Source organism: Clostridium beijerinckii, from assembly GCF_018223745.1.
GTDB classification, from domain to species: domain Bacteria; phylum Bacillota; class Clostridia; order Clostridiales; family Clostridiaceae; genus Clostridium; species Clostridium beijerinckii.
In genome coordinates, this window is record NZ_CP073653.1 from 4,008,183 (window position 1) to 4,031,634 (window position 23,452).

The window sequence follows — 23,452 nt, forward strand, 5'->3', positions numbered from 1 at the left end:
GTTTTTGTAAATATAACATCTAAAAACTCTCTTCATAGTTTTTTATCTTCAATTAACAATCTTCTGTTTTTCTTTTTATATATTTTAAAATGGTGATACCATCCTCTACGAAAACTTCATCTAAATGCAGCTTTATTGTTGGATTATTTTCTAAAAACAAAGGTCTTCCTTTGCCCAGTATAATTGGAATTATTCCCACTATAAATTCATCAATAATATCGGCTTTGATAAAATTGTCTACAAGACCTCCACCTCCAAATAGGAATATATCCTTACCGTCCCTTTCTTTTTCTTCTTGTATTATTTTAACAATATCTCCGCTAATAAAATGAAGATTATCTTGATTTTGAAGTTTTTGAGATGTTGCTACATATACTTTTTTACTTTTATAATCATTATGCATATCTTGGTCATAGCAATTTTTACCCATAACTACTATATCTATACCTTCTAGGAATTTGTCAAAATCAAATTTATTTTCAGTATTTAATGTATTATCTCCATGTCCAGCTATCCAATCATATCCACCATCTTCTGAAGCTATATATCCATCAAGACTTATTGCCAGATTTAAAATTATCTTTCTTTTCACATTAAAGCCTCCCTAATTGTCTAAGACATTTTGATTTTCACCTGTTTTATTGTTATTATTGTTTGATATATAATTAATTATAAGTCATAATAATTGTCATGACATATAATATATTAGAAAGGAAATAATGGAAGAATACAAATTAATTGTTTGCATTTATTATTTCCTTCAATGTAACATTTTGATTAATAAATCTAGTTTTACTTTTTTCCTTTTTAACTCTTATTGCATTATGTGGACAATTATTAGTACATGCCAAACATCTCTGACAATTGTTCATAAATACGGGTTTCTTATCTACTTTTATATTATTTACAGGGCACACTTTTTCACAAGTTTTGCAGCCAGTACAAGTATTTTCTACAGTAAAATTCTTTTCAAATTCATCATCATAAAATATTTTTTCACTTAGTATTCTAAGACCACTAGAAATAAAAGAATGCTTTTTAATATATTTCTTTTCTTCATTAATATCTTTAATTATTTTTTCTAAGTTCTCTTCTATCTTTTTCTTAGGTTCTTTTTCTAGCTCCTTATTTATATCAAATCCTGGAAGGTAGTTATCAATCATAACTATCTCATTAATATAAGAAAATTCAATTCTATTTCTATTACCAATTTCCAAAAGGTGTCTTGTTGCTGCACCAGCATACATTCCATAAGTTGCTATTCCAAAAATATATTTACCCTTAAATTTTGCTTTATTTAAAAATTCTTCAACTATTTTAGGAACTCCGCTATTATAAATTGGAAATACAATCCCAATTTTTTCATCTTCAAAATCATATTTACCTTCTTTTATTAATTTAGGAATTGAATAATAATCGCTTCCAAGGCTTTTTGCTATATATAGACTATTTCCTGTTGCTGTGAAATATAAAATTTTCATAATATCCTCCTCAAATTTCACCGTTACAATTGTAACGCTTATTTGAGTATAGTATAATTGGGGCAAAAGAATATTTCAATAGAAGATAGAGCAAACGTTACAAAAGAAAGGATATTGTTATGGTAAATAAAGCCGCTAATATACAAAATATAATAACAAAAGAAAGTATTTTCACTGCACTTATGATTTTAATGGAAAAAAAGAATTTTAAAGAAATCTCTATTACAGAAATAGCAAAAAAAGCTGGAGTTTCTCGAATGGCTTTTTATAGAAATTATAATATAAAGGAAGATATTATTACCACATACATTGATGAACTCTTAAAAGAATATTCTAAGGAAGTAATGCAGAAAGAAAAACTAGACAATTATGAGAATTTACGCTTATACTTTTCCTATTTTAGAAAACATGAGAAGTTAATTTCTAATTTAATTAATTCCAATTTAATTAACATACTTCTTGAAAAATGTATTGAATCTTTTTATGAACTATCCCAAAGGATTCTCTGCAAAGATTCACTTCTTCCAGATCAGCATAAATTTTGGATTGATTATATGGCCGGTGGATTATATAATGTATTAATCGAATGGGCTAAAGGTGGGATGAGGCAAAGTGATGACTATATGGCAAAGACAATTTCTGAATTTATAAATAAGTAATATAGATGAATCATACCAATTAGAGGCTCTTTTCTTTAATAGTTCCAGTGTTTTCTATTAATACGTATTTATATTCAAGTATATAATACGGAAAATCGGCCGTATCTAATTCTTGATTAGGATTACCAGATTTATAGTATTCAGGTATTTTAGTTTCGTCATATCCTTCAAACATTTTATACCTCAATTTAAAATTTACATGAACCAAAAAACTGTCTAGTTATTTTTGTTTAAAAAGCACTAAAATTATTTATAAATAGGTGACTCTAAAGATTCAAGCCTAGGAAGTGATATCCCAAGTCTACGTGCTTCAGCAAGAGTATCGCGCACAAATATTACATTACTTTCAGCTTTTAGATTTTCACTCCCACTAGCACTTCTCATTATTTCTCTTGGCAGCTTACCTTCAGCTAATGCTAATTTCATTACAAAAGCCACAATACCTGCAGGTAAATTCACTGCGATATTTATTATTGTACTAACCTTAGAGCCCTTAGCTGCCATCAATGGTGTAAGTTCCCTTAATATTAAAGCAAAATCTTTAAGGGCATTTGCAGAATCAAATAGATTATTAAGCGAACCTACTTTTGAGGCTGCTGCCATCATGCTTGCGTTAGTAATTACATGAAACCATAGCCAATTACGCATATCTTTCTGTTCAGAAATACCAAAACCTGCATTTTTAAATAGTCGAGTTACCATATCATATCTAGCTTTATTAGTAGTATTGTCAATGAAGCCCATAAATATGTTTTTCATGAACCCACCATCTAACGTGTTTTTATTTATAAAAGATCCGCCAGCTCCTGGGAATCCCCAAACAACTTGTTCTTTAGGAATTGATCCAATTGAGTTTAAAGGCTCATTAATAATATTATTAAATATTAGAACAGTTGAATTTTTAACAAGTGGTTCTAACCAATTTATTATAGTACTTAATTGATTATGATTTACGCTTATCATAATCAAATCAAAATCATGGTTAGATGACAATTCTTCTATCATTTTAATTTTCCAAGCGGTATTTACTAAATCACCTTTTTTGTTCTTTCTGCCATCTAATATTTTTAAATTCACTATATCACCATACTGATTGATTCTTCCTTGGCGCACATAAAATGTCACATCATTACCTGCTTTTTCTAAAGCCCATCCATATTGTGTTGAAATTACGCCTCTACCTATCATTAAAATTTTCATTATATTTCCTCCTATTAAACATGTGTTGTTTAAAATATAAGTGTATGTTAATATAATATTTGATTACTCATAAAGCTACAACCAATAGATTTTTAGCTATGTTGTATAAACAACATTTTATTAAATCTGTTGTTTTGTCAAAGGAGATTAATGATAAATTATGAATGAAAAAGATCCAAGAGCAGTAAGAACTAAAAATTTGATTAAAGAGTCGTTTATTCAATTACTTGAGGAAAAAGACTTTAAATACATAACAATTAAAGATATTACAACAAAGGCAACTATAAATAGAGCAACTTTTTACGCTCACTATTTAGATAAGTATATTTTATTGGAAGAACTTGTTATAGATTGTTTTGAAGAAATGTTACCAATAGAAATTTTAAATGCTACAGATTTAAATGAAGAGATTATAAAGGAACTTATTTTCTTCCTTTATGAATACAATATTTCATTTTATCAAAAGCGTAAAATTGATTCTACATCTATAGCTTCTACTGTAGATAATTTATTAAAATATAAAATAGACAATCTTATCGAAAAAATATTAAATAGTATGGTAGCTAGAAATGAGTTAGATTCTAAAGACACAAATATATTAGTCAAACTAATTTCCTCATCAGTATATAGTTGTGCTCAATATTGCTATTTTAGTAAGAATGATAAAGAATATAATATTGAAAAAACGATTAGCTTTATTATGAATGGGATAAAGGCTGTAACTTTAAAAGCCGCATTATTCCAGCATATTCTTTAGAATATCAGAATATATATTCTAGTATTCTAAAGAATAAATAAATTATGATTTTATATTAATTTTCATTTCTTATATCTTCTAATAGTCCTTCAAACCACTTTACATTTACTAAATGATGAGAACGTGAATTTTCCAACATTTTTCTAAAATATGTAGGAATAGTTTCATCATGCTCAAGAGATTGTTCTAATAAGGAAATTTTCTTTTTAGTTTGTTCAATTTGTATTTCTATTAGTTTTGTTAGATCCTCGCTTTTATATTCATCAGCAAACAACATTGCTGCATAAAACGATAAGTTTATATAATCTGTCTTAGATCCATACTTATACATTAATTTTTCAAATTCCTTATCTCCTAGTTCAGTTATAATGTAATTATTAGTCTCTCTAGTATTATCTAATTTGTTAACTTTTTTAATATATTTTTTTTCTTCTAATTGTTGAAGATTGTAGTAGAATGAACCTTTGGTGAAATTTGCTATATATTTATAGTGTCTCTCTTCCATTAAGGCTAATAATTCGTATCCATAAGAACCAGGGTTTTGTTTTAATAAACCTAAAATTAGTAATGGTATCAAAAAAACACCTTCTTTATGCTCTTCATCAAAATTATATTAACTGTTATTTCATAATTATAAGATTTAATCATTGTTGGTTTGCATGAATTGAGATACAAATTCCTCATATGATATTTTTCCTAATGCAAACTCCATACTTTTTATATATATCTTTTCATTTTTAGTATGTGTTCTAGCATTATTTAAATTCAGCAGCTCATTTTCATTAATTAATGGCTTCAATACATGTTGTCTATTAGAAAAGGCCTCAAAATAACGTAAACCAAATTTTCTTTGAGAAATTGCATCAATATGAATACCATCAGGATTAGAAGTTAAACCTGATCCTGTAACAAAGAAACAATTATCTTGTTCAAAAGCAAACTTTTGTAACTCTTCATTAATGAATTTATATTCAGTGCAACTTTTCCCAAATCCTTCTTTACCTAAAAATTCTCCTAATCCACCAATAATAATTGGAATATCTGGAGCATTCAACTCTTTTCTAAAAGCCTCAATAATTAAAAGTAATTTATTATAATATACTTTATAGTTACCATTAACACTATCACTTTCTCCTTGATGCCATAGAATTCCTGTGAGTTCACTACTTTCCATAGCAAATTTAGCTTCAGTTACAGCATATCTAAAAAGTACTCCGTCTACAGCCCACTCATCCAGTGTGCTTCCACCTTCAGCACAAGGAATTAAACCAATAGTATCTTCTTGATTTTGACGACTCCATGCATCTGCAAATGAACCGGCAAGACTTATTCCTGAAACAGGCCTGTCATAATTAATTGGCTCCGTCATCATCTGCCATCTACCATTACGCAACATTTGTATTCTTTCATTATAAATTGGGGGTACCTCATGAATAAATCCACGCCCAGCCATATTTGACTGTCCTATCATTAAAAACGATTTAATCATTTTTTTCATCCTTTCTTTTGTTTAATCTTTATTATGAAATGCTTACAGTTCTCAATAAATGTTAAATACTTACTTATTTAATATATTAACGGATATTGACAATACATTTCTATTTATCATCAGTCTAATTAGACTAACATCACTACATATTATAGTCTAATTAGACTAATTGTCAACTATAACTTTTTTCTTAGCATTTATACTTGGTCTTGATTTATTATTTGCTTTTATTCAAAATATAAAACTTGAATTTGAAAAAGAGTGAACAAAATCGCAAGCGACTAAAGAATAAAAAATCGCAAATTCATTTGAATAATGCGACTTTAAAATCTATTCTTTATTTTTATTGATTAATAATGATATTGTGTGTTTGAAATTTACCTAACTAGATTTTCTCCATCCTTAAATGCTCTCAAAGATAGTTCCTCAAACTGCTCTAAATTAGAATCATACCTTCCAAGCTTTTCTGAATGAAAATTAGTAGTTCCACAGCAAAGAATACTATCCTCTAATTTCCAACCATATGCTGCAAGCATATTATTAACAAATTTAATGCCTTCCGCACCCATTTCAGGATTTTGGCTACCTTGAGTGAATATCGTTATTAACTTTTTACCAGAATGTCTCGGTGCAAAATTATCTCCAACCATTGGAAATGTACGATCTAACCAAATTTTTGCTTGACCTGTAATTTGGTAATAATAGATTGGAGAACCAAATACAATAGCATCTGCCTCAGTAATAGCCTTATACATTGGCTGTAGATAATCCTTAACCGCGCAACCATCATGTGTACGGCAGTAAAAACATCCTTGACAACCACGAATTCCAGAATCATTTAAATCAAATTCAATTATTTCGGCCCCTTTAGATTTCGCTCCTTTTGCTACTTGTTCTAACAATTTTGTGGTATACCCATTTTTTCTTGGACTACCGTTGAAAATAACAACCTTTGACATTTTACATCTCTCCTTATAATAATCACTTTTACTTTTGTGTAAGAATAGTACAAAGCTCAGGCAAACGATCAAGTATTTCGAATGTATCAATTGGATTCCAATAGTCGCGTAAAGTTATAATTTCGCCATTACGAACCTCAACAACTTGAAGATACCTCCTCTGAAAAGGCTTGTTATTAGCCGTAACTTCACCGTACATATCATACTCAGCTATAATAATTTCAGGATTGCTTGTCTCATGTATTGTCATGGATTTATATCCTATTGGTTTTAAAAGTGCAGCTGGCATCATCGCAAGATAATTACGAATATTCTCACGTCCCTGAATTAACCTCATTGATTTTTGAATATGAAACGGCAATTCCAATATACCATCACTTGCAAATAAGTCAGAAAAACTGCTCAAGTCCTTATTTAGAAACATAGTTTGGGCAAGTTCAAATATTTCCCTTGGACTTCTGATATTTTTATTTTCTTCATTCATAATACACACCGCCTTTTAATATTAACTAAACGGAACTCACATTCCGCTTATGTTAAATATTATACGGAATGGTGATTCCGTTGTCAATATTCAAACTTTGAAGTAAAATAAAAAAGAAAGGTGGTTATCTGGATGACAAATAAAGAGTGCTCTGTACACAAGACAGAGAATATTCCGCAGCCTGATGATAATAATTCAAAATCCTTGCGAGCGGATGCAAAACAAAATAGAGAGCAGATACTTGATGCGGCATATAAGATTTTTTCTGAAAAAGGGACGTCAATTCCTATAAGTGAAATTGCTCGTCAGGCTGGTGTAGGCATTGGTACAGTATACCGCCATTTTCCAAACAAAGAAGCACTATTTGAGGCAGTAAATATTAATTATAAACAGCAGCTTACAAAAAGAGCTAAGTCTCTAATTAATAATATTGATCCAGGTGAAGCTTTTTTTAATTTCTTTATACATATCATAGAAGATGGATTTACTAACAAGGCGTTAAAAGATGCTTTAAATACCGGAATGACAGATTTTGATGTGCTACAGGATTTTCAGTCAACATTTGCTACTCTCCTCACCAGTGCTCAGCAAACCAAGGCTGTACGTGAAGATATAGATATAAAGGATTTAATTACCCTTATGATGAGTCTTCTGTTTGCTATAGAGCAGCGTAAAGGTGATTTGGATATCGAACGATTCAATAAATTAATGTCCATTGTTATCGATGGACTTCGTTATAAAGATACCAATAATAAGTCAACATAAATATATGTGTTATTCAACATCTTTGAATATATACATAATTATTTCTTATTTGAGTATTAATCTGGCAAAAAAACGCTGATTTTATATTTTACATATAAAATCAGTGTTTCTTCGTTTTTAATCATTATTTTCTTAAAATCTTATCCATCGCTTTTCCCTTTGCTAACTCATCTATTAGCTTATCCAAATAGCGAATTTCCTTCATAATTGGTTCTTCAATATCTTCCACTCGGACACCGCAGACAACCCCTTTACTCAAGATCCTTAAAGGGTTCATTGTGGGAGCTTCCCTAAAGAAAGTCTCAAAATCTGTCTGTTTTTACATTTGTGCTTCTAGCTCTTCCTGTCTATATCCTGTCAACCAGCGAATGATTTCATCAACTTCTTTTTTTGTACGTCCTTTTTTCTCCATGATATTTTCCTCATCTTACATATATAAGCTGAAATCTATGAATTATTCTTAGTCTAAGTTTAATATTGTTTCATCTTTATTTAGTTTTGATAATTCAATGCTTGTCCTCCATAAATCTTTTCTATTTTCTTTATTATAGGAAAGCTTCGAAGTTTTTATCTCCTTTGTGCCTTTAAAATATTTACCTGTAATTTCATTAAGCTCAGGATTAATTATGAGTAATGCTAATGCTTTACCTGATTTGCTAGCAGTATTAGCACTTGGACGAACTAAAGTAAAAATAGGGAGAATATAATCACAAACAAATTTCATTAAAGGAGGAAAAGTGCGTGAAAACTCTGTACCTGGCATCTGTCCAGGATCAAAAGCATTTACTGTAATATTTTTATTAGTTTGTTCTTTTATTCTTTCGGATAACTCATATGCGCAGTATATATTGCATAATTTTGAAGTTGTGTAGCGACGTTGACCAATTGTCATCATATTTTTACTTTCATGAGCATCCTTAGGATAAGCTAATAATCTTGCATTTTTATATACAGGCTCAGCTATCCCTGTTTTTTGTAATGGATCATGAGTTCCACTACTAACAAAGACTATTCTACCTGAATCAGTCATCTTTTCTAGCAGCATATTGGATAGTAGAAAATGTCCAAGATGATTTATTCCAAAGGTACTTTCAAAGCCATCTTTAGTATAATGAGTTTTATCAACCATAATTAATCCTGCATTGCAAACTAAAGCATATAGTGGTGGATAATTTGATTTTGAAAATTTGCTCACAAAATTTCTTACTGATTCTAAGGATGCAAGGTCAAGTTCCAAAGAAGTTATGTTGTTATTGTTTGTTTCTTTAATTAGTGAATTAACTGCATCATTTGCTTTAGCTGCATTACGGCAAGCTAGTATAACATGATTATTAATATTAGCTTTAGCAATGTTTTTAGCACATTCATAACCTAATCCTGAGTTCCCCCCAGTTATAATAATTGTTTTTTTATTTAAATTAATTTCATTTAACATAATAACACTCCTTCTTTGCAAGTAACGTTAACATATTTTATCATTGACACTGTCAACTTGAATTTATTATAATCCCTAACATTGACGGTGTCAATATAGTGTTGTAAAATTATTTATAAATATATTGGTAAAAGAGGTTCATATGAAAAATAGTAATGATACAAAACAAAAATTGATTGATGTCACAAGGCAAATGATTGATACAGGTGGTGTTGATTCGGTTAGTATGCGTGACCTTGGAAAAGAAACGAATTTATCTAGAAGTGCAGTTTATGTATATTTTAAAAATAAAGATGATTTACTTGCAGCCATTGTAATTGAAAATTTTGATACGCTAAAAAACCGTATTTCAAAATTAATTGGAGAAATAAATGATCCAAAAAAACTTGTTTATGAAGTCTTATATGCATTTTATGATTTTGGTATAAAGAATCAAGAGCATTATCCATTAATGTTCCGCAAGCAATGGAATAAGGAGCAATATCCTACCCTGCACATTTCAGCCATTGAAGTATTTGCACTCTTGTATGAATGTTTGGAAAAAGCTCATGAACAAAAATGTACTGTTAATAAATCGCCGAAACAATTAACCGCAATGGTATCTTCATTTATTCTTGGTCTTGTTGAGCTTAACTCTACTGGGCATCTAGAACCAGAAAAAGGATTAGATGATCCGACTGATTTAATAAATTCATTTGTAGATGTTATTTTTATTTAAGTAATAAAACATTAACATAAAATTTTAGGATTTATTTTATGAGTTATTTACTATATAATATGGGGTGGCGGTTTTAACTTGGACTTTACAAATTGTCCCCCCTCATTTCCTAAAAACTTTGAGCATAAAAAAACACACCATTCATTTTAAATAAGCGTGTCTCTTGAACCAAAGTCGGAAGGTCTGTACGCAATCCCATCAAATGCAGAATAATGGCCATTGCAGTCAGGTTTACCTTTTGGATAATTTACAGTTGCAATACCAACCATATTTTCATATGCTCTTGATCTCAACTGTGAAATGCGGTTTATCTCCATAGGGCAAGCGTTTGGTACTAAAATAATCTCAGTGCCTCTTAGCATAAGAATTCTTGCGCTTTCTGGAAATTCCCTGTCATAGCAAATCATTGCACCTATTTTTACATTACCTTGGGAAGTGCCTAAATCGGCAACATAAAAATCATCACTGGCTGTTAATCTGCATTCATCTCCAAAATCACAGGTATGAACCTTTGCATAGGTAAGTTAATTATATTGGTTGATATTATCCATTCTTTCAAATAGTCTGTTATATCTATCTAATGCTGCTTTATCCTCGACTCTAATTCCTGAATTATAGAAAGTGATGTTGCCATGCCCTTCATTTAATAAATTCATTTCTTTCAAAATTCTTTTAAGATTTTTTGCAGTGCCAATGTTTCCATCGATTATACTAACATTTGAAGGCACTAATTTTCTAACCATATCCTTATAGTAAGAAAAATGGGTACACCCTAAAACAATAGCCTCATAATTATTTAAATCAAATTTAAATAACTCCTCTTTAAGATACGGTAATACTATTTGTTCATCAAACTCAAGTCTTTCTGAGAATTGAACTAATCCTGGAAGAGGAAGTAAGTCAACAACATGTTCGTTATCTAATTTATAAATAAGATTATGTAATTTTTCTTCCTTTAACGTCAAAGCAGTGGCAGTTACCAATACTCGTTTATTCATATCTTTGTTTTTTTCAATGGCAGGCTTTACTGCAGGCTCCATACCAATAATCGGAATGCTATATTTACTTCTCAACGCCTCTATTGCTACACTTGTAGCAGTATTGCAAGCAATAACTACTGCCTTAACTCCTTGTTCAACAATAAAATCTATAGCATTTAAAATATACTTTTTAACTTCATCTTTTGGTTTTGGTCCATATGGAACATTTGATGTATCTGCATAATATATATAATCTTCATTAGGTAACACTTTTAACGTATCATATAATACAGTGATACCGCCAATACCTGAATCAAAAAAACCTATTTTCATCTTTTTCTATTCCTCCAATAAATAAAATTTATATGCTACTCCAATGAAGCTTTATTGTATCATTGTTTTACATAAATTTACTTCAGCAAAACAATTATAACACATTTGGTAAACATCACATTGTTCAATTTTCAAAGTAAAACTACTTTAAAAAATTATTTTTAAATTTTTGATTATCGCAAAAAATAAGAAATCTACTATTATGAAAATTACCTTATTAGTAAAGACAGGGCTGATGGTGTTTTATATATTCAAATTATATGTGGAGCTGGCATAACTAATTATAAGTTACATATTTATAAACTTGTAATTAGCTTTATTATATGATAAAATTCAATTACAAGTTACATCATCAAGTACTTGTAACTCGTGATTAAATTATATAATCATCTCAAGGGGAGGAATTATAATATGGAAAAGGATAATAGAAATTTGATACAGGTTGATCAATCTAAATGTACTAAGTGTGGAAGCTGCTCCAAAGTCTGTCCAACTGGTGTTATAGGTATGGATGAAAATGGACCAAAGGTAGTAGGACAGTTTTGTATCGCATGTGGTCACTGTGTTGCTGTTTGTCACTGGGCAGCACTTGACAATGTAAAAACGCCTTTAGCAAATCAAGTAGAACTAGAAAAAACACCAGTTCTTGACGAAGATACTGCATCTCGCTTTCTCCGCAGCAGACGTTCTATTAGGGAATTTCAAAATAAACCAGTTCCTAGAGAAAAGATAGAACAGCTTTTAAATATTGCCAGATTTGCGCCAACAAGTGGTAATTCACAAGGAGTTTCCTATCATGTAATTGATAATCCTGATACATTACGCAAAATCACATCGGTTGCAATTGATTGGTTAGAAGAGGCATTGAAACACCCACCTTATGCTGGATCACCATTAGAAGCACCATTTACCAATCATGTAAGACACTATCGTGAGACTGGTGAGGATGTTGTATTACGTAATGCTCCTTGTCTAGTAATACCAATAGTTCATAAAAATTCTTCATCAATGGGACATGACAGTACGCTTTTTTCTCTAGCATATGCTGAACTTTATGCGACTTCAATGGGACTTGGAAGTTGCATTACTGGATTTTTTGACGCTTGTGCTGCTTCTGGTTATAAGCCATTACTTGATATTTTGAATTTGCCAGAAAATATGAAGGTTACAGCAGGACTTATGGTCGGCTTTCCAAAATACACGTATAAACGTTTGGTAGATAGAAATCCATTGCAGGTTACCTGGGGAAAATAATAAGAAATAAATTGTATGATTTGCATTAATTTACATTTTAATGTGACTGTGATTTAGATAACCATATAAGAAATGGCCGATAATAGTCGGCCATTTCTTATATAAAATATTTACTTATTGGAATTCTTAAGTCCTTTTATTAAAAGATTTATAACAGATTCTATGTTTTGTTTTCTGTCAGGATCTTCAAATGTGTTTGGATGAATAAAAACGCTGGTTGCAAGATATACAGATCTCGCCTCTTGATAAGGAGATTCTGTAAAGAATATACCTTCTGTAATTCCTTGCACTATAACCTTCTCAATAGAATTAATTCCCTCTTCTATACCATTTTTTATTACTTCCATTGATCTCTGAGCTAGTTTTATGTAGTTCGCAAACATTTCCGGATCATTAATAGCACTGTTATGCTTAGCTTCAACAAAACTTTCGAGTAAATTACTAAGTTTAACATCTGCAGGACTATCTTCTTTTAATATGTTATTTGACGGAGCATGCAAACGTGTAAGCCAACGCTCGGTAACAGCGTTCCATAGATCTGTTTTTCCATTATAATATCTATAAATTGCAGCATGACTTACTTTTAATAATTTTGCCACGTCAGTTATATTCGCTTTATCTGGTCCGAAACGGCGAATTATTTCTTCTGTTGCATTAAGGATCGTTTCTTTATCTAGCGATATTTTATCCAAATTTATCACCGCTTTCTTATTTTATTTTTAATTATATCATTTTTAGTTTTATGTTTCAAATTACATTAATTGTAACAGAATTAAATTTGTTGTTTCTCCCATTCTTTTTTCAGTAATGCGTACTGAAACGTATTTTCATATTTAGGAATTCCATTTTCATCTTTTATAAACGAAATAAATTCTAAAAAACATCCCTCTTTACGCATCCCTAATTTTTCACACAGTTTTTGTGATCGATAGTTATCATCTTCAACATATGCATATAATCTTCTAGCTCTTTTTTCGTTGAAAAGGTATTGAAATAAAGCTTTCGCACTCTCGCCAGCATATCCTCTTCCCTCATATTGTTCATTAAAATTCCATCCTATGGAATAGGTGTCTGGTTCTTCATAAAAATAAAATAATTCTCCAATTAAATTCTCGTCATCATTCAATAAAACAGCAATATGAGAGTCATCTTCACTTTTCTTTTTAGCCTCTGATATAGCCTCCTCATGTGTTGTTATTTTCTCACCTCGAAAACAGTTAACTCTAGGATTCGATAAATATCTTGCCCAAGCAATATAGTATTCTAGTCTATAAAAAATTAAACCCACTTATGATTTTAATTTATTTATGGATAATTATAACATATCTTTTGAATATCCTATTATTCAATTTTCAAAAATCTATTTTTATTAATTGCTATGCAAAATCTACATATGGCTCAATATTACACACATCTAATAATATCAATTTTCTATATACATTTTTTTAATATGTGGACAATTTATGCATTAATCATTATAATTGACTATTTATTTGAATATAAACGTTATTAATAGTCAATAATCCATTTATATTTATTACTTTTTATACTTCAATATTTTGTTTGCATAAATATTATTTTCACTATAACTTTAGGAGGTAATACCAATGATCCCAACAAACACACCTGACGTCTTACTAAGAACATTTATACTTTTTATAACATTACTAGTTTTAACCAGAATATTAGGGAAAAAACAAATGAGTCATCTAACTTTTTTTAATTACTTTACTGGAATCACAATTGGCTCAATAGCAGCTAATATGATTCGTGAAACCGAAGAACCTTTTTGGGATGATTTTATAGGGTTAATTTTTTGGTGTGTATTAACTCTTTTAGTTGAATACATTGGCTTAAAATTCAGTAAATTAAGACAAATAATTGATGGTCAATCTACAATAATTATAAAAAGAGGGGTAATTTTAAAAGCTTCTTTAACATCTAATCGTGTTAATTTAGATGACTTATTAATGCTACTTAGGAAACAAAATATATTCTCTATTAAAGAAGTAGAATATGCTATATTAGAGCCCAATGGAAACTTAAGTGTAATGAAAAAGCCACAAGATCAGCAAATTACTAAATCTGATATGAACATTAATATTCCTACACCAAAATACTTACCATCTGAAATAATTTCTGACGGAAAAATAGTTAAACATAATTTGAAAGAATTAAATTTAAGCGAAGATTGGTTATATTCTCAACTTAAAATTCAAAATATATCTAATTTAGCGGATATAATATATGGAGAACTTCAAAGTGATGGCACATTATTTCTACAAAAGAAATAATTTATATGCAAAATCTTCTTCTTAACATTTTTATATAACTTATTTCACATAACCTCACTAACCTTTATACTAACTAAAAATACATTACATGATGTTTCAAAATTAATCAGGTCAACAAAAAACACCAATTATTTATATTTCTCATATAAAATCAGTGTTTCTTCGCTTTTAATAATTATTTTCTTAAAATTTTATCCATCGCTTTTCCTTTTGCTAGCTCATCTATTAGCTTATCCAAATAGCGAATTTCCTTCATAGTTGGTTCTTCAATGTCTTCCACTCGAACACCACAGACAACTCCTTTAATCAAAGTTCGTAAAGGATTCATTTTAGGAGCTTCTGCAAAGAAAGTCTCAAAATCAGCCTGTTTTTCCAGCTCAGCTTCTAGCTCTTCTTTGCTATATCCTGTCAACCATAGGATTATTTCATCAACCTCTGTTTTTGTACGTCCCTTTTTCTCTGCCTTCATAACATAAAGGGGGTAGACACTTGCTACACTCATTGTATAAATCTTATGTTTTGTCATAATACATCCTCACTTATGTAATTTTCTTTATTTATAATATTTAAAGCATTTCTCTGAAATTTTCACTAAAAACCCCTCCTAATAATATTAGGAATTTATAAGTTTAATTGAAACTATTGAACATAAGAACAAAAATATACTAACTCCTATTAATAAGGTATATTCTTTTTTCTTATTTAACTTGAAATAATTAATACCCATTATTAATTGTTGTATTCCTAATAACATAAGCACAATTGGCATAATAATCATTCTTAGATTAGGTTTCAAAATAGAAAATATTGCTGTTAAAATAGTTATTATTGATATTGTTATATTAATAATTTTGAATTTAGTATTATAATACATAATTATCCCCTCAAAATCCATAGCGAGTTTATTTGCATTTATTCACATTAATCTAATTATATACCAATTACTTTCAAATATTCAATAAAATCACTTTCTACTTATAATATGATCCTCCCATAGTCAGAAAGTAATAAAACCTTTATTACTTCTTTTTTTAGAATTGTGTAAAAAAAATCGTAAATCCAATGTTGAATAATACGATTTTAAAATTTGCTATTTAATTTTACTGATTCATAACTATATGGAAAATATTCAACAAATACTATATAGGACTATACATATTATTTCATATTAATTTTTCATACAGTTTAAACCAATCCAATCCGTAGTTTCCAAGGCCCAAATCAACAGTATCAATATATTCAAATCCACATTTTTCATAAAGCCTAATGGCAGGCATATTACCTTCAAAAACATCCAATCTAATTGATTTAACTTTTGACTTAACACTATGCTTATCAGCAAAGTCCATTAGTGCTTTACCTACACCACATTTCATAAATCTTGGCTGAACAGCAAATGTATGTATAACAAAAACATCTGAATAGTCATACTCAAATCCCCATTTAACATTATAATATGCCGGTTCAGGCTCATGGCTTAAAATAATAGAACCAATGCTTGTTCCATTATGCTTTGCTACATAAAGATTTCCGTTTTTAATGCCATCAATTGCATTTTGCCTTACAGGATATATACCCTTTATCCATCCCGGATAATTTACTTCATCTGCCAAATAATCATTTAAATCATTATAAAAATTTTCTAATTCATCAATATCATTTACTTCCCCAAATTCAATAGTAATATCCATATGTATCACCTCTAAATCAATTCGAAATATAAATTTTGTTTTATTGCAATAATTTACCATTACAAATCGATTATAACATATCTTGTAAAAGCTATATCACTCAATTTTCAAAGAACATTTTTATAATTTACTACGTCAAATCTACAGATTGTAAATTACCTTAATGAGAAATCTGAATTATCGCCCATAATTTTTTAATATCCTCAATATAAAACTTATAAATTAGGGCTTTAATCAAATTAATATTTTAGTATATATAAGTCTTAAATTTCTTCATAATGATTTAGAATCTTTTTGATTTTTTCATAAATAATAGATTTTAATGATTGTGGTTTCACTGACTTAATAGACGTACCGTACCTAAGGAAATAATTAGATATGAATTCTTCTTCACCCACATTAAAAAATCCCTTTATAATTGTCTTTGTACCTAATTCTATTTTCATAGAAGGATAGTTTTCCTTATAAATTTTAAGACCTTTTTAATCTTATTAATTTCTTTTATTTGTTCTCCTGATAGGCAGTTTTCAAATTTTTCATTTAATTTTTCTATACTTAAATGAAAAGGCGTAGACTCATAGGCTTTCAGTGTGAGCATTGCAAAATATAAAGCGTATACTTCATCTATGGTAAATATAATAGGTGACAATAATCTATTTTTCAATATAACATATCTTCCGTACCTACCTTGCTCTGCATAAATAGGCATTCCCAATTCTTCTAATGAAGCAATGTCATGTAAAGCTGTACTTCTTGAAATGTTATATTTATTTGTTAAATCACTTAAATTAAAGTAATCTAAGTCATTCAAATACATCATCATATGGTTTAATCTTTCTGATTTTTTCATATATCCTCCGTTTTAAAATTTTCCTGAATAAAGGTTTCATATTTTGACACCTTTGAGTATTATACTCTAATTATATCAATAATATAGTCATTGATATCTAATTTATTATACAAAGGAGATTAATATTATGAGTACAACGCTAGAAATTGCTATTTTCCTTTCAATGAATGGAAAAGCACAAGATGCTATTAATTTTTACAAGAAACACTTTAATGCAGAACAGTTAATGATTATAACATATTCAGACCTGGTAAAGATGGGGGATAAATCAATAGAAATTAATGACGAAAATAAAAATCACATCTCTCACTCTGTTTTAAAAATAGGTAAGACTAAAATTATGCTTAATGAAAATCCAATGGATGCTAATGAAAAGTACCAAGCTGGTAATAATACTTCTCTATGTATTCAAAGTGCTGATTTGGAGGAAATCCAACAATTCTACAATAGCTTAATTGCAGATGAAAGAGTTAGAATAATTGTACCATTAGCCAGTAATATATTTAGTAAAGCATATGGTATTGTTGAAGACCCATTTGGTATTAAAATTCAATTATGTTTTGATGAGAGATTAAAGTAACAATTATTCAATGTATGAGAAATAAGAGGTTTGGAATTGGTTTATAATATGGTGTTTACGGGTAAACTGTATTTTATTAAAGGAGGTGCAGTATTGGATATTAAAAAGATTCTTAAAATCCTTAATAAAGAAATGAAAGCTACTGAAAATAATCAATCAAGTTAATTACTATAACCTAAAAATAAGCTATAGCCAATAAATTATAGTAAATCGAGTAGGATGAAAACAATTATTTTGTTTCCATCCTCTCACACCACTCTATTTCAGCAATCACCCTACAAGGGAGCCCTGAAAATCCGCTCATATTTACTGGGAAAGTATATACTTTAAATGGTTTATCTGCTGCTTTTTCTTTTGCTAACTCATCTATTAGCTTATCTAAATAGCAAATTTCCTTCATGATTGGTTACTACTTTGAAACTGTAGACAACCCCACTAATAAATCAAATTACATAATTATTTTGAAATAACTTCTACCCCATCTTCTGTTACAAGAACTGTGTGTTCCCATTGTGCTGAAAGAGAACCATCAGCTGTCAATGCAGTCCATCCATTATCCTCATCTATAAATATTTCATGACTTCCAGCATTTATCATTGGTTCAATTGTGAACACCATTCCAGGCGCCAAAACCATATCTGTTCCTCTTTTTCCAAAATGGAAAACAAATGGATCTTCATGAATATCTAAACCAACTCCATGTCCTCCAAATTCTCTAACTACTGAATAGCCATTATTTTCTGCATGTTCCTGAATCGCTGCTCCAATATCTCCTAAAAATGCCCAAGGTTTAACTGCTTCCAGTCCTTTATTTACGCATTCTTTAGTTACTTGAACCAATTTCCTAGCTTCTTCACTTACTTCACCAATCATAAACATTCTTGATGCATCTGAATAATATCCATTTAATATAGTAGTAGCATCCACATTTACAATATCCCCATTTTTAAGGACAACATCGTCACTTGGTATTCCATGACATACTTCATTATTTATTGATATACAAATACTTTTAGGAAATCCATCATAATTAAGGTCTGCTGGAATTCCACCCTTTGATATAGTATAATCATATGCTAATTTATCTATCTGCTCTGTTGTCATGCCTTCTTTGATGTTTTCACTAATCAAATCTAAAAGACCATTATTAACCTCTGCACTCTTTCTTATTCCTTCAATTTGCTCTTTTGTTTTTATAAGATCTCTTGTTGGTACTATATGTCCTTTTCTTTTTAAGTCACTTAATTTCTTATCAAATTCTAAATGACAATTTTTATACTTCACTCCACTTTTACACCAACATAAATCATTTCTGTTTAATATCATAATATTACTCCTTGTTTTAACTATTTAATTGATCCTCCATGAAAATAACATTCATAAACTTTAATATTACCAAAATATATTTCCTCATGCCCTTGAAACCACTTAAATTCACCATTTATAATGCAATGATATTTATACTGTCCATTTTGATAAATAATAGGACCTCTATATGGATTCTCTTCAGTTACTAAACTCAAAGCTTCCTTTAAAAAACTACCTGAAAATCTTTCATCCAAAACTCTTCCAGTATAATTCATTGACCAAAATGGAATATCATCTTGCCACAAACCTTCTTCCCCTGAAAATCTTTCTCCACCTAAATAGGTATCAATATATTTTAAGTTTCCTTCTACATATTCTAAATCATGCGAATTTGGTCTTGAAGATTTACACTCTCCACCATTTCCAGCATACGTAGCTTTTTTAGCCCTACATAGAAAATCAATTATATTTCTATTTATATTATTAACTTTATTTTCTTCTATTGATAACCTACAATTTTCTTCATAATCATTGACTAATTTATCAATGCTTACTTTAAAGAACTCACTTAATGCAATTAATCTAGCTATATCTGGATAGGACTGTCCTACTTCCCATTTTGCAACTGATTGTCTTGATATGCCTAAGAATTCAGCTAATTTTTCTTGCGATAGACCTTTTGCTTTTCTAAGTGTTTGCAATTGTTCCTGAAAACTCATAGTTTAACCCCTCCTGGTATTAGTATACTTACAATATTATCATATTTCTACCACCTAAATATAACACAGTTGACAACTAAAAGTTGCATTTAATAAAAAAGTAATTCTAATACCAAATATTCTCTGCCTTATTATTTGCTTATGATGAATTTCTCCGTAACATCAGCAAATAATAGAACTACTCATCTTTTTTATTCTGATTCATTGTCGGTCATTGCTGATATTTTGTTGTCCTCCATCACCTTGTTGGTTAGAAACAAAGCTGGAATAATTCCTATCACCATGAATATTATACTTGTAATAAAACCTGCCTGAAAAGCTTGATGCTCTTTTTTGTAACTCAAGTGTCGGTCCTTTCTGCTTATCACCAATATTCCTTAATATAAAGCAGCCCAGAAGCATTGTAATATATTGCTTCTGGGCTGTTTTTTCGCCTTTATTTACGATACTGTTCACCGCATCGCTGTCAAGTGCTATTTTTGCCTAAGGGAAGATACTTAATGATTGCCTGATATATAGAGAAACTTAGTATAATTTTAATGTCTATTTATCAATTAATCCAAGTTCAATCATACTTTTTGCAGTTGCCACGATTGCTTCTTCTGCTGGTCTTGGCTGCCACCCAAGTAACTTCTTAGCTTTTGCATTGCTACAAGCTGTGTTTTGTCCTAAAAACGTTGCTGGCATACGTAAATCCTTTTTAAAAATTGCCATAAATTTAATCATAAAATCCGGCAGTGCCTTAGTAGATACTTTTTTTGCTGTACTTCCTAAATATCTCTGCAAAATTTTCGCTTCTTCTTTATATGTCAGATTTTCACCTGTAGTAGCAATAAATCGCTCCCCAGCTGCTTCTGGACATGTCATCGCAAGCAAATGTAATTCTGCAACATCTCTCACATCAACGTAATCAAATCCAATATTTAAGAGGAATGGCATATCCCCCTTTAGCATCGCACGAATAATCTGATTAGAGTGGGAAAAATCCTGTCCAAGTACAGGTCCCATGACCGCCACAGGATTAACAGCTGAGAGTTCCATATTCTCTTTCTTTGCAAATTCCCAAGCTGCAAGCTCTGCCATAGTTTTTGAACGTTGGTATGCATCAATATTGCCTGACAAGTCAGTCCAATCTTCCTCTGTGAAAATTTCCGGATGAGATTTATGGCCTGAAAGCACTGCCCCTGAAGCAGAAGTTAGGACTACACGTTTAACACCTGCCGCTTTCGCTGCCTTCATTACTCGCAGTGTACCATCAACTGCCATTTTCACCATTTCATCACCATCATCAGGACGTGTGGCTGGTGTTGGTGATGCCACATGAATAACATAATTTGCATCAGTTACAGCCTCTATCCAGTTTATATCACTTGTCAAATCTGTCTGTATAAACTCAAGATTTTCAAAATCAACTGCTCCGCCTTTTGCAAGCATTGACTTAACCTCATCTTGGCGTGACAATGTACGAAGTGTTGTACGAACTCGATATCCCCGTTTCAAAAGCTTTAATATTATGTGTACGGCAATGAAGCCACTTCCGCCTGTTACTAAAACTAATTCTTTTTCCATAATAAATCCCCCTCACTAAAGTTTCACTTGTAACCTCTGCGCAATTAGAATATACTATTATCAAGATGAAATCAACACATAGACGATCATATGTGACAATAAGGGAGGTATTGTAATGGCAGCAACAAATCACTCACAAGCAATCAAAAAAGATACAAAGGATTTTATAACAATAGCTATGCTGCAGTTGCTTGCAACAGAAAAATTATCAGAATTAACAGTTTCACAAGTTTGTAAACGGGCAGGTGTAAGCCGCATGGCTTTTTACCGAAATTTTAACGATCTCGAGCAGATTTTGTATGAGTATTATCAACCAAAGATTGCAGCTGTATTTTATACGATTCATCAAAATCCATCCTTCTCTGATAAATTTGATATCCAATTAAAGTTTTTCAGTACCTTTAGTGATGATTTACTTTCATCTGTTGACCGTGGATATGAACCAATTATTCAGCAGATTTTTATAGAAGAAATAAACAAATTTTATGCTCCTGATAGTGGTGAATACTGGACAACTTTCATGTCAGCAGGCGTTTATGCTGTTTGGCGAAAATGGTTTCTAAGTGGACAGCAAAAACCGCTCCAAGAAATAATGGAATTCTTTAAGCAATTTGATACATTAAAAAAGACTTTTTAATATTTATGTTTAAATATTAAAAAAAGATAGAACAATTATCTCTAAATGTTCTATCTTCATTACGCTTTATTTTTTATAAATTTTATATTGATTTCCTATATTATCTATAATATTTTTCTAGGATTTTATCCAACTAGATTTTCCCCAGCCTTAAATGCTCTTAAAGATAACTCCTCTAACGCTGTTAAATCAGGAACAAGTTCAGCTCCACAAACATGAATATTATCCTCTGATTTCCAGCCATATGTGTTGAAGATATTAGTAACATATTTAATACCTTCTGCACCTACTTCAGGATTTGAATTAGCTTGAGTAAATATTGTTACTACCTTTTTACCTGGCTGTCTAGGTGTAATGGTGTTTCCATCATGGTCAATCAATGGAAATGTACGGTCTAACCAAACTTTTGCTTGACCTGTAATTTGATAGTAGTAGATTGGAGAACCAAATACAATGGCATCTGCTTCATTAATAGCCTCATACATTGGTTTAAGATAATCATTAATAGCACAACCATCATGGGTACGACAATAGAAGCAGCTTTGACATCCACGAATTCCAGCATCGTTTAAATTAAATTCTATAATCTCAGCACCTTTAGACTCAGCACCTTTTGCTACTTGTTCTAATAATTTTGAATTATACCCATTCTTTCTTGGACTAGCATTAAAAATAACTACTTTTGACATTTAATATCTCTCCTTTTAAATACAAATATTTCTTAAATTAGATTAACTATCTACTTACCATATTTATTCTCCTTCATTTGATATTTACTCAAATAAAAGTACTTGGTATAATTATTGTACTTAAATAAATTTATATTAACAAGAACGCAGAATTTAATGATTAGGTATTATTTTTCTTACCTAGGAGGATTAGATATGGCAAGCAAACAAGAATTAGAGAAATATTTAAATATAGTGAGAGAATCAGATTTTAATGAAAAATGCCCTATAAAAGATGCATTGGAAGTAATCGGAGGCAAATGGAAACTGAATATATTAGGGCAGTTACTAAGAAAAGACGTATGTCGCTTTAATCAATTAAAAAGAGACGTATCAGGAATAACAAATACAATGCTAGCAAATTCATTACGTGAACTCGAGAATGATGAATTAATTATTAGAAATCAATATAATGAAATGCCTGTAAGAGTAGAATACACCTTAACTGATAAAGGAAGAAATCTGTTACCATTACTTTATGAATTAACTATTTGGTGGGAGGATTATATAAAGAATAAAGAAATTTCAAAATAATATATTGAAATAAACCAGGCTACATTTT

The 23,452-nt window shown here is 30.1% G+C and carries 33 protein-coding genes and 1 pseudogene; 10 read left to right on the plus strand and 24 right to left on the minus strand.

Annotated elements, in window-relative coordinates; translation table 11 throughout:
• Positions 1–52 precede the first annotated feature (52 nt).
• Together KEC93_RS18145 and KEC93_RS18150 are read right to left on the minus strand one after the other, a co-directional pair.
• Complete coding sequence (locus KEC93_RS18145; RefSeq protein ID WP_077867853.1) at positions 53–592, minus strand: dihydrofolate reductase family protein; 540 nt, start codon at positions 590–592, stop codon at positions 53–55.
• Positions 593–734: 142 nt separating this feature from the next.
• Positions 735–1,481, minus strand: a complete 747-nt coding sequence (locus tag KEC93_RS18150; protein ID WP_077867854.1) for an EFR1 family ferrodoxin — start codon at positions 1,479–1,481, stop codon at positions 735–737.
• 119 nt (positions 1,482–1,600) lie between these two features.
• On the opposite strand from KEC93_RS18150, the gene KEC93_RS18155 reads away from it, so the two are divergent.
• Positions 1,601–2,140 carry a TetR/AcrR family transcriptional regulator gene (locus KEC93_RS18155; RefSeq protein ID WP_017210388.1) on the plus strand — a complete coding sequence of 180 codons (540 nt, stop codon included), beginning with the start codon at positions 1,601–1,603 and terminating at the stop codon, positions 2,138–2,140.
• A gap of 19 nt (positions 2,141–2,159) precedes the next feature.
• On the opposite strand, the gene KEC93_RS18160 is transcribed toward KEC93_RS18155, so the two are convergent.
• Both KEC93_RS18160 and KEC93_RS18165 read right to left on the minus strand, forming a co-directional pair.
• Entirely contained in the window at positions 2,160–2,315 is a 156-nt protein-coding gene (locus KEC93_RS18160) for a hypothetical protein (protein ID WP_017210387.1), read from the minus strand.
• 71 nt (positions 2,316–2,386) lie between these two features.
• Entirely contained in the window at positions 2,387–3,340 is a 954-nt protein-coding gene (locus KEC93_RS18165; RefSeq protein WP_039771654.1) for a ketopantoate reductase family protein, read from the minus strand.
• Between the two features lie 160 nt (positions 3,341–3,500).
• On the opposite strand from KEC93_RS18165, the gene KEC93_RS18170 reads away from it, so the two are divergent.
• Positions 3,501–4,097: a TetR/AcrR family transcriptional regulator gene (locus tag KEC93_RS18170; protein WP_077867855.1), complete on the plus strand. Its 597-nt coding sequence runs from the start codon at positions 3,501–3,503 to the stop codon at positions 4,095–4,097.
• 55 nt (positions 4,098–4,152) lie between these two features.
• On the opposite strand, the gene KEC93_RS18175 is transcribed toward KEC93_RS18170, so the two are convergent.
• The 4 genes from KEC93_RS18175 to KEC93_RS18190 all read right to left on the minus strand — a co-directional run bounded on the left by KEC93_RS18175 (position 4,153) and on the right by KEC93_RS18190 (position 7,029).
• A complete protein-coding gene (locus KEC93_RS18175; RefSeq protein ID WP_023974134.1) occupies positions 4,153–4,674 on the minus strand; it encodes a PadR family transcriptional regulator in 522 nt (173 codons plus the stop codon).
• A 63-nt stretch (positions 4,675–4,737) separates the two neighbouring features.
• Positions 4,738–5,586, minus strand: coding sequence for a sialate O-acetylesterase (locus tag KEC93_RS18180; RefSeq protein WP_077867856.1), 849 nt, complete (start codon positions 5,584–5,586; stop codon positions 4,738–4,740).
• A 377-nt stretch (positions 5,587–5,963) separates the two neighbouring features.
• Positions 5,964–6,545: a flavodoxin family protein gene (locus tag KEC93_RS18185; RefSeq protein WP_039771649.1), complete on the minus strand. Its 582-nt coding sequence runs from the start codon at positions 6,543–6,545 to the stop codon at positions 5,964–5,966.
• A 28-nt stretch (positions 6,546–6,573) separates the two neighbouring features.
• Positions 6,574–7,029, minus strand: coding sequence for a nuclear transport factor 2 family protein (locus KEC93_RS18190; RefSeq protein WP_039771647.1), 456 nt, complete (start codon positions 7,027–7,029; stop codon positions 6,574–6,576).
• 132 nt (positions 7,030–7,161) lie between these two features.
• Here KEC93_RS18190 and KEC93_RS26850 point away from each other — a divergent pair, with 132 nt between their 5' ends.
• On the plus strand, positions 7,162–7,794 hold the full coding sequence (locus KEC93_RS26850) for a TetR/AcrR family transcriptional regulator (protein WP_077867857.1): 633 nt from the start codon (positions 7,162–7,164) through the stop codon (positions 7,792–7,794).
• A 124-nt stretch (positions 7,795–7,918) separates the two neighbouring features.
• On the opposite strand, the pseudogene KEC93_RS18200 reads toward KEC93_RS26850, so the two are convergent.
• Together KEC93_RS18200 and KEC93_RS18205 are read right to left on the minus strand one after the other, a co-directional pair.
• Positions 7,919–8,203: pseudogene (locus KEC93_RS18200) on the minus strand (DUF2200 domain-containing protein); the annotation flags it as partial.
• 51 nt (positions 8,204–8,254) lie between these two features.
• The gene (locus KEC93_RS18205; protein WP_077867858.1) at positions 8,255–9,229 is read right to left on the minus strand and encodes an SDR family NAD(P)-dependent oxidoreductase; all 975 of its coding nucleotides are present in this window, start codon (positions 9,227–9,229) and stop codon (positions 8,255–8,257) included.
• 142 nt (positions 9,230–9,371) lie between these two features.
• Here KEC93_RS18205 and KEC93_RS18210 point away from each other — a divergent pair, with 142 nt between their 5' ends.
• The gene (locus tag KEC93_RS18210; RefSeq protein WP_077867859.1) at positions 9,372–9,947 is read left to right on the plus strand and encodes a TetR/AcrR family transcriptional regulator; all 576 of its coding nucleotides are present in this window, start codon (positions 9,372–9,374) and stop codon (positions 9,945–9,947) included.
• 146 nt (positions 9,948–10,093) lie between these two features.
• On the opposite strand, the gene KEC93_RS18215 is transcribed toward KEC93_RS18210, so the two are convergent.
• Both KEC93_RS18215 and murI read right to left on the minus strand, forming a co-directional pair.
• On the minus strand, positions 10,094–10,354 hold the full coding sequence (locus tag KEC93_RS18215) for a carbon-nitrogen hydrolase family protein (RefSeq protein WP_077867860.1): 261 nt from the start codon (positions 10,352–10,354) through the stop codon (positions 10,094–10,096).
• Between the two features lie 117 nt (positions 10,355–10,471).
• On the minus strand, positions 10,472–11,260 hold the full coding sequence (gene murI / locus KEC93_RS18220; protein ID WP_077867861.1) for a glutamate racemase: 789 nt from the start codon (positions 11,258–11,260) through the stop codon (positions 10,472–10,474).
• Positions 11,261–11,671: 411 nt separating this feature from the next.
• Here murI and KEC93_RS18225 point away from each other — a divergent pair, with 411 nt between their 5' ends.
• Positions 11,672–12,514, plus strand: a complete 843-nt coding sequence (locus KEC93_RS18225; RefSeq protein WP_077867862.1) for a nitroreductase family protein — start codon at positions 11,672–11,674, stop codon at positions 12,512–12,514.
• A 110-nt stretch (positions 12,515–12,624) separates the two neighbouring features.
• On the opposite strand, the gene KEC93_RS18230 is transcribed toward KEC93_RS18225, so the two are convergent.
• Positions 12,625–13,215 carry a TetR/AcrR family transcriptional regulator gene (locus KEC93_RS18230; RefSeq protein WP_242960303.1) on the minus strand — a complete coding sequence of 197 codons (591 nt, stop codon included), beginning with the start codon at positions 13,213–13,215 and terminating at the stop codon, positions 12,625–12,627.
• Positions 13,216–13,286: 71 nt separating this feature from the next.
• Positions 13,287–13,802 (minus strand): GNAT family N-acetyltransferase, encoded by a 516-nt coding sequence (locus KEC93_RS18235; protein ID WP_077867863.1) that lies wholly within the window; start codon positions 13,800–13,802, stop codon positions 13,287–13,289.
• Positions 13,803–14,121: 319 nt separating this feature from the next.
• Here KEC93_RS18235 and KEC93_RS18240 point away from each other — a divergent pair, with 319 nt between their 5' ends.
• Complete coding sequence (locus tag KEC93_RS18240) at positions 14,122–14,808, plus strand: YetF domain-containing protein (protein WP_077867864.1); 687 nt, start codon at positions 14,122–14,124, stop codon at positions 14,806–14,808.
• Positions 14,809–14,983: 175 nt separating this feature from the next.
• Here the strand turns inward: KEC93_RS18240 and KEC93_RS18245 are convergent, their stop codons facing one another.
• From KEC93_RS18245 to KEC93_RS18260, 5 genes are all read right to left on the minus strand, one after another.
• Complete coding sequence (locus KEC93_RS18245) at positions 14,984–15,334, minus strand: DUF2200 domain-containing protein (RefSeq protein ID WP_023974146.1); 351 nt, start codon at positions 15,332–15,334, stop codon at positions 14,984–14,986.
• An 87-nt stretch (positions 15,335–15,421) separates the two neighbouring features.
• Positions 15,422–15,682: a hypothetical protein gene (locus KEC93_RS18250; protein WP_017210375.1), complete on the minus strand. Its 261-nt coding sequence runs from the start codon at positions 15,680–15,682 to the stop codon at positions 15,422–15,424.
• 289 nt (positions 15,683–15,971) lie between these two features.
• On the minus strand, positions 15,972–16,499 hold the full coding sequence (locus tag KEC93_RS18255) for a GNAT family N-acetyltransferase (protein ID WP_077867865.1): 528 nt from the start codon (positions 16,497–16,499) through the stop codon (positions 15,972–15,974).
• Between the two features lie 263 nt (positions 16,500–16,762).
• Positions 16,763–16,945, minus strand: coding sequence for a hypothetical protein (locus KEC93_RS26855; protein WP_337250451.1), 183 nt, complete (start codon positions 16,943–16,945; stop codon positions 16,763–16,765).
• The gene (locus tag KEC93_RS18260) at positions 16,942–17,349 is read right to left on the minus strand and encodes a helix-turn-helix transcriptional regulator (RefSeq protein ID WP_337250452.1); all 408 of its coding nucleotides are present in this window, start codon (positions 17,347–17,349) and stop codon (positions 16,942–16,944) included. The genes KEC93_RS26855 and KEC93_RS18260 overlap by 4 nt, the downstream gene beginning before the upstream one ends.
• Before the next feature lie 127 nt (positions 17,350–17,476).
• Here KEC93_RS18260 and KEC93_RS18265 point away from each other — a divergent pair, with 127 nt between their 5' ends.
• Both KEC93_RS18265 and KEC93_RS26765 read left to right on the plus strand, forming a co-directional pair.
• Positions 17,477–17,929: a VOC family protein gene (locus KEC93_RS18265; protein ID WP_039771632.1), complete on the plus strand. Its 453-nt coding sequence runs from the start codon at positions 17,477–17,479 to the stop codon at positions 17,927–17,929.
• A 36-nt stretch (positions 17,930–17,965) separates the two neighbouring features.
• Complete coding sequence (locus tag KEC93_RS26765; RefSeq protein WP_274597753.1) at positions 17,966–18,094, plus strand: hypothetical protein; 129 nt, start codon at positions 17,966–17,968, stop codon at positions 18,092–18,094.
• A 64-nt stretch (positions 18,095–18,158) separates the two neighbouring features.
• On the opposite strand, the gene KEC93_RS18270 is transcribed toward KEC93_RS26765, so the two are convergent.
• From KEC93_RS18270 to KEC93_RS18285, 4 genes are all read right to left on the minus strand, one after another.
• Positions 18,159–18,329 carry a DUF2200 domain-containing protein gene (locus KEC93_RS18270; protein ID WP_139357387.1) on the minus strand — a complete coding sequence of 57 codons (171 nt, stop codon included), beginning with the start codon at positions 18,327–18,329 and terminating at the stop codon, positions 18,159–18,161.
• A gap of 56 nt (positions 18,330–18,385) precedes the next feature.
• Complete coding sequence (locus KEC93_RS18275) at positions 18,386–19,255, minus strand: methionyl aminopeptidase (RefSeq protein ID WP_039771630.1); 870 nt, start codon at positions 19,253–19,255, stop codon at positions 18,386–18,388.
• A gap of 20 nt (positions 19,256–19,275) precedes the next feature.
• A complete protein-coding gene (locus KEC93_RS18280; RefSeq protein WP_012059786.1) occupies positions 19,276–19,956 on the minus strand; it encodes a DUF5680 domain-containing protein in 681 nt (226 codons plus the stop codon).
• A gap of 543 nt (positions 19,957–20,499) precedes the next feature.
• Positions 20,500–21,525, minus strand: coding sequence for an SDR family oxidoreductase (locus KEC93_RS18285; protein WP_012059787.1), 1,026 nt, complete (start codon positions 21,523–21,525; stop codon positions 20,500–20,502).
• A 115-nt stretch (positions 21,526–21,640) separates the two neighbouring features.
• Between KEC93_RS18285 and KEC93_RS18290 the strand changes: the two genes are divergently transcribed.
• The gene (locus tag KEC93_RS18290; RefSeq protein ID WP_023974153.1) at positions 21,641–22,162 is read left to right on the plus strand and encodes a TetR/AcrR family transcriptional regulator; all 522 of its coding nucleotides are present in this window, start codon (positions 21,641–21,643) and stop codon (positions 22,160–22,162) included.
• Between the two features lie 125 nt (positions 22,163–22,287).
• Here KEC93_RS18290 and KEC93_RS18295 read toward each other — a convergent pair whose 3' ends face one another.
• A complete protein-coding gene (locus KEC93_RS18295; RefSeq protein ID WP_077867866.1) occupies positions 22,288–22,851 on the minus strand; it encodes a flavodoxin family protein in 564 nt (187 codons plus the stop codon).
• A gap of 195 nt (positions 22,852–23,046) precedes the next feature.
• Here KEC93_RS18295 and KEC93_RS18300 point away from each other — a divergent pair, with 195 nt between their 5' ends.
• Positions 23,047–23,424 carry a winged helix-turn-helix transcriptional regulator gene (locus KEC93_RS18300; RefSeq protein ID WP_023974155.1) on the plus strand — a complete coding sequence of 126 codons (378 nt, stop codon included), beginning with the start codon at positions 23,047–23,049 and terminating at the stop codon, positions 23,422–23,424.
• Positions 23,425–23,452 lie beyond the last annotated feature (28 nt).

Bases quoted from the DNA above. Each gene is read 5' to 3' on its own strand.
- KEC93_RS18150 (WP_077867854.1), bottom strand. From the start codon at position 1,481: ATGAAAATTTTATATTTCACAGCAACAGGAAATAGTCTATATATAGCA.
- KEC93_RS18155 (WP_017210388.1), top strand. From the start codon at position 1,601: ATGGTAAATAAAGCCGCTAATATACAAAATATAATAACAAAAGAAAGT.
- KEC93_RS18160 (WP_017210387.1), bottom strand. From the start codon at position 2,315: ATGTTTGAAGGATATGACGAAACTAAAATACCTGAATACTATAAATCT.
- KEC93_RS18165 (WP_039771654.1), bottom strand. From the start codon at position 3,340: ATGAAAATTTTAATGATAGGTAGAGGCGTAATTTCAACACAATATGGA.
- KEC93_RS18170 (WP_077867855.1), top strand. From the start codon at position 3,501: ATGAATGAAAAAGATCCAAGAGCAGTAAGAACTAAAAATTTGATTAAA.
- KEC93_RS18180 (WP_077867856.1), bottom strand. From the start codon at position 5,586: ATGATTAAATCGTTTTTAATGATAGGACAGTCAAATATGGCTGGGCGT.
- KEC93_RS18185 (WP_039771649.1), bottom strand. From the start codon at position 6,545: ATGTCAAAGGTTGTTATTTTCAACGGTAGTCCAAGAAAAAATGGGTAT.
- KEC93_RS18190 (WP_039771647.1), bottom strand. From the start codon at position 7,029: ATGAATGAAGAAAATAAAAATATCAGAAGTCCAAGGGAAATATTTGAA.
- KEC93_RS26850 (WP_077867857.1), top strand. From the start codon at position 7,162: ATGACAAATAAAGAGTGCTCTGTACACAAGACAGAGAATATTCCGCAG.
- KEC93_RS18205 (WP_077867858.1), bottom strand. From the start codon at position 9,229: ATGTTAAATGAAATTAATTTAAATAAAAAAACAATTATTATAACTGGG.
- KEC93_RS18210 (WP_077867859.1), top strand. From the start codon at position 9,372: ATGAAAAATAGTAATGATACAAAACAAAAATTGATTGATGTCACAAGG.
- KEC93_RS18215 (WP_077867860.1), bottom strand. From the start codon at position 10,354: ATGATTTGCTATGACAGGGAATTTCCAGAAAGCGCAAGAATTCTTATG.
- murI (WP_077867861.1), bottom strand. From the start codon at position 11,260: ATGAAAATAGGTTTTTTTGATTCAGGTATTGGCGGTATCACTGTATTA.
- KEC93_RS18225 (WP_077867862.1), top strand. From the start codon at position 11,672: ATGGAAAAGGATAATAGAAATTTGATACAGGTTGATCAATCTAAATGT.
- KEC93_RS18240 (WP_077867864.1), top strand. From the start codon at position 14,122: ATGATCCCAACAAACACACCTGACGTCTTACTAAGAACATTTATACTT.
- KEC93_RS18245 (WP_023974146.1), bottom strand. From the start codon at position 15,334: ATGACAAAACATAAGATTTATACAATGAGTGTAGCAAGTGTCTACCCC.
- KEC93_RS18250 (WP_017210375.1), bottom strand. From the start codon at position 15,682: ATGTATTATAATACTAAATTCAAAATTATTAATATAACAATATCAATA.
- KEC93_RS18255 (WP_077867865.1), bottom strand. From the start codon at position 16,499: ATGGATATTACTATTGAATTTGGGGAAGTAAATGATATTGATGAATTA.
- KEC93_RS26855 (WP_337250451.1), bottom strand. From the start codon at position 16,945: ATGAAAATAGAATTAGGTACAAAGACAATTATAAAGGGATTTTTTAAT.
- KEC93_RS18260 (WP_337250452.1), bottom strand. From the start codon at position 17,349: ATGAAAAAATCAGAAAGATTAAACCATATGATGATGTATTTGAATGAC.
- KEC93_RS18265 (WP_039771632.1), top strand. From the start codon at position 17,477: ATGAGTACAACGCTAGAAATTGCTATTTTCCTTTCAATGAATGGAAAA.
- KEC93_RS18270 (WP_139357387.1), bottom strand. From the start codon at position 18,329: ATGAAGGAAATTTGCTATTTAGATAAGCTAATAGATGAGTTAGCAAAA.
- KEC93_RS18275 (WP_039771630.1), bottom strand. From the start codon at position 19,255: ATGATATTAAACAGAAATGATTTATGTTGGTGTAAAAGTGGAGTGAAG.
- KEC93_RS18280 (WP_012059786.1), bottom strand. From the start codon at position 19,956: ATGAGTTTTCAGGAACAATTGCAAACACTTAGAAAAGCAAAAGGTCTA.
- KEC93_RS18285 (WP_012059787.1), bottom strand. From the start codon at position 21,525: ATGGAAAAAGAATTAGTTTTAGTAACAGGCGGAAGTGGCTTCATTGCC.
- KEC93_RS18290 (WP_023974153.1), top strand. From the start codon at position 21,641: ATGGCAGCAACAAATCACTCACAAGCAATCAAAAAAGATACAAAGGAT.
- KEC93_RS18295 (WP_077867866.1), bottom strand. From the start codon at position 22,851: ATGTCAAAAGTAGTTATTTTTAATGCTAGTCCAAGAAAGAATGGGTAT.
- KEC93_RS18300 (WP_023974155.1), top strand. From the start codon at position 23,047: ATGGCAAGCAAACAAGAATTAGAGAAATATTTAAATATAGTGAGAGAA.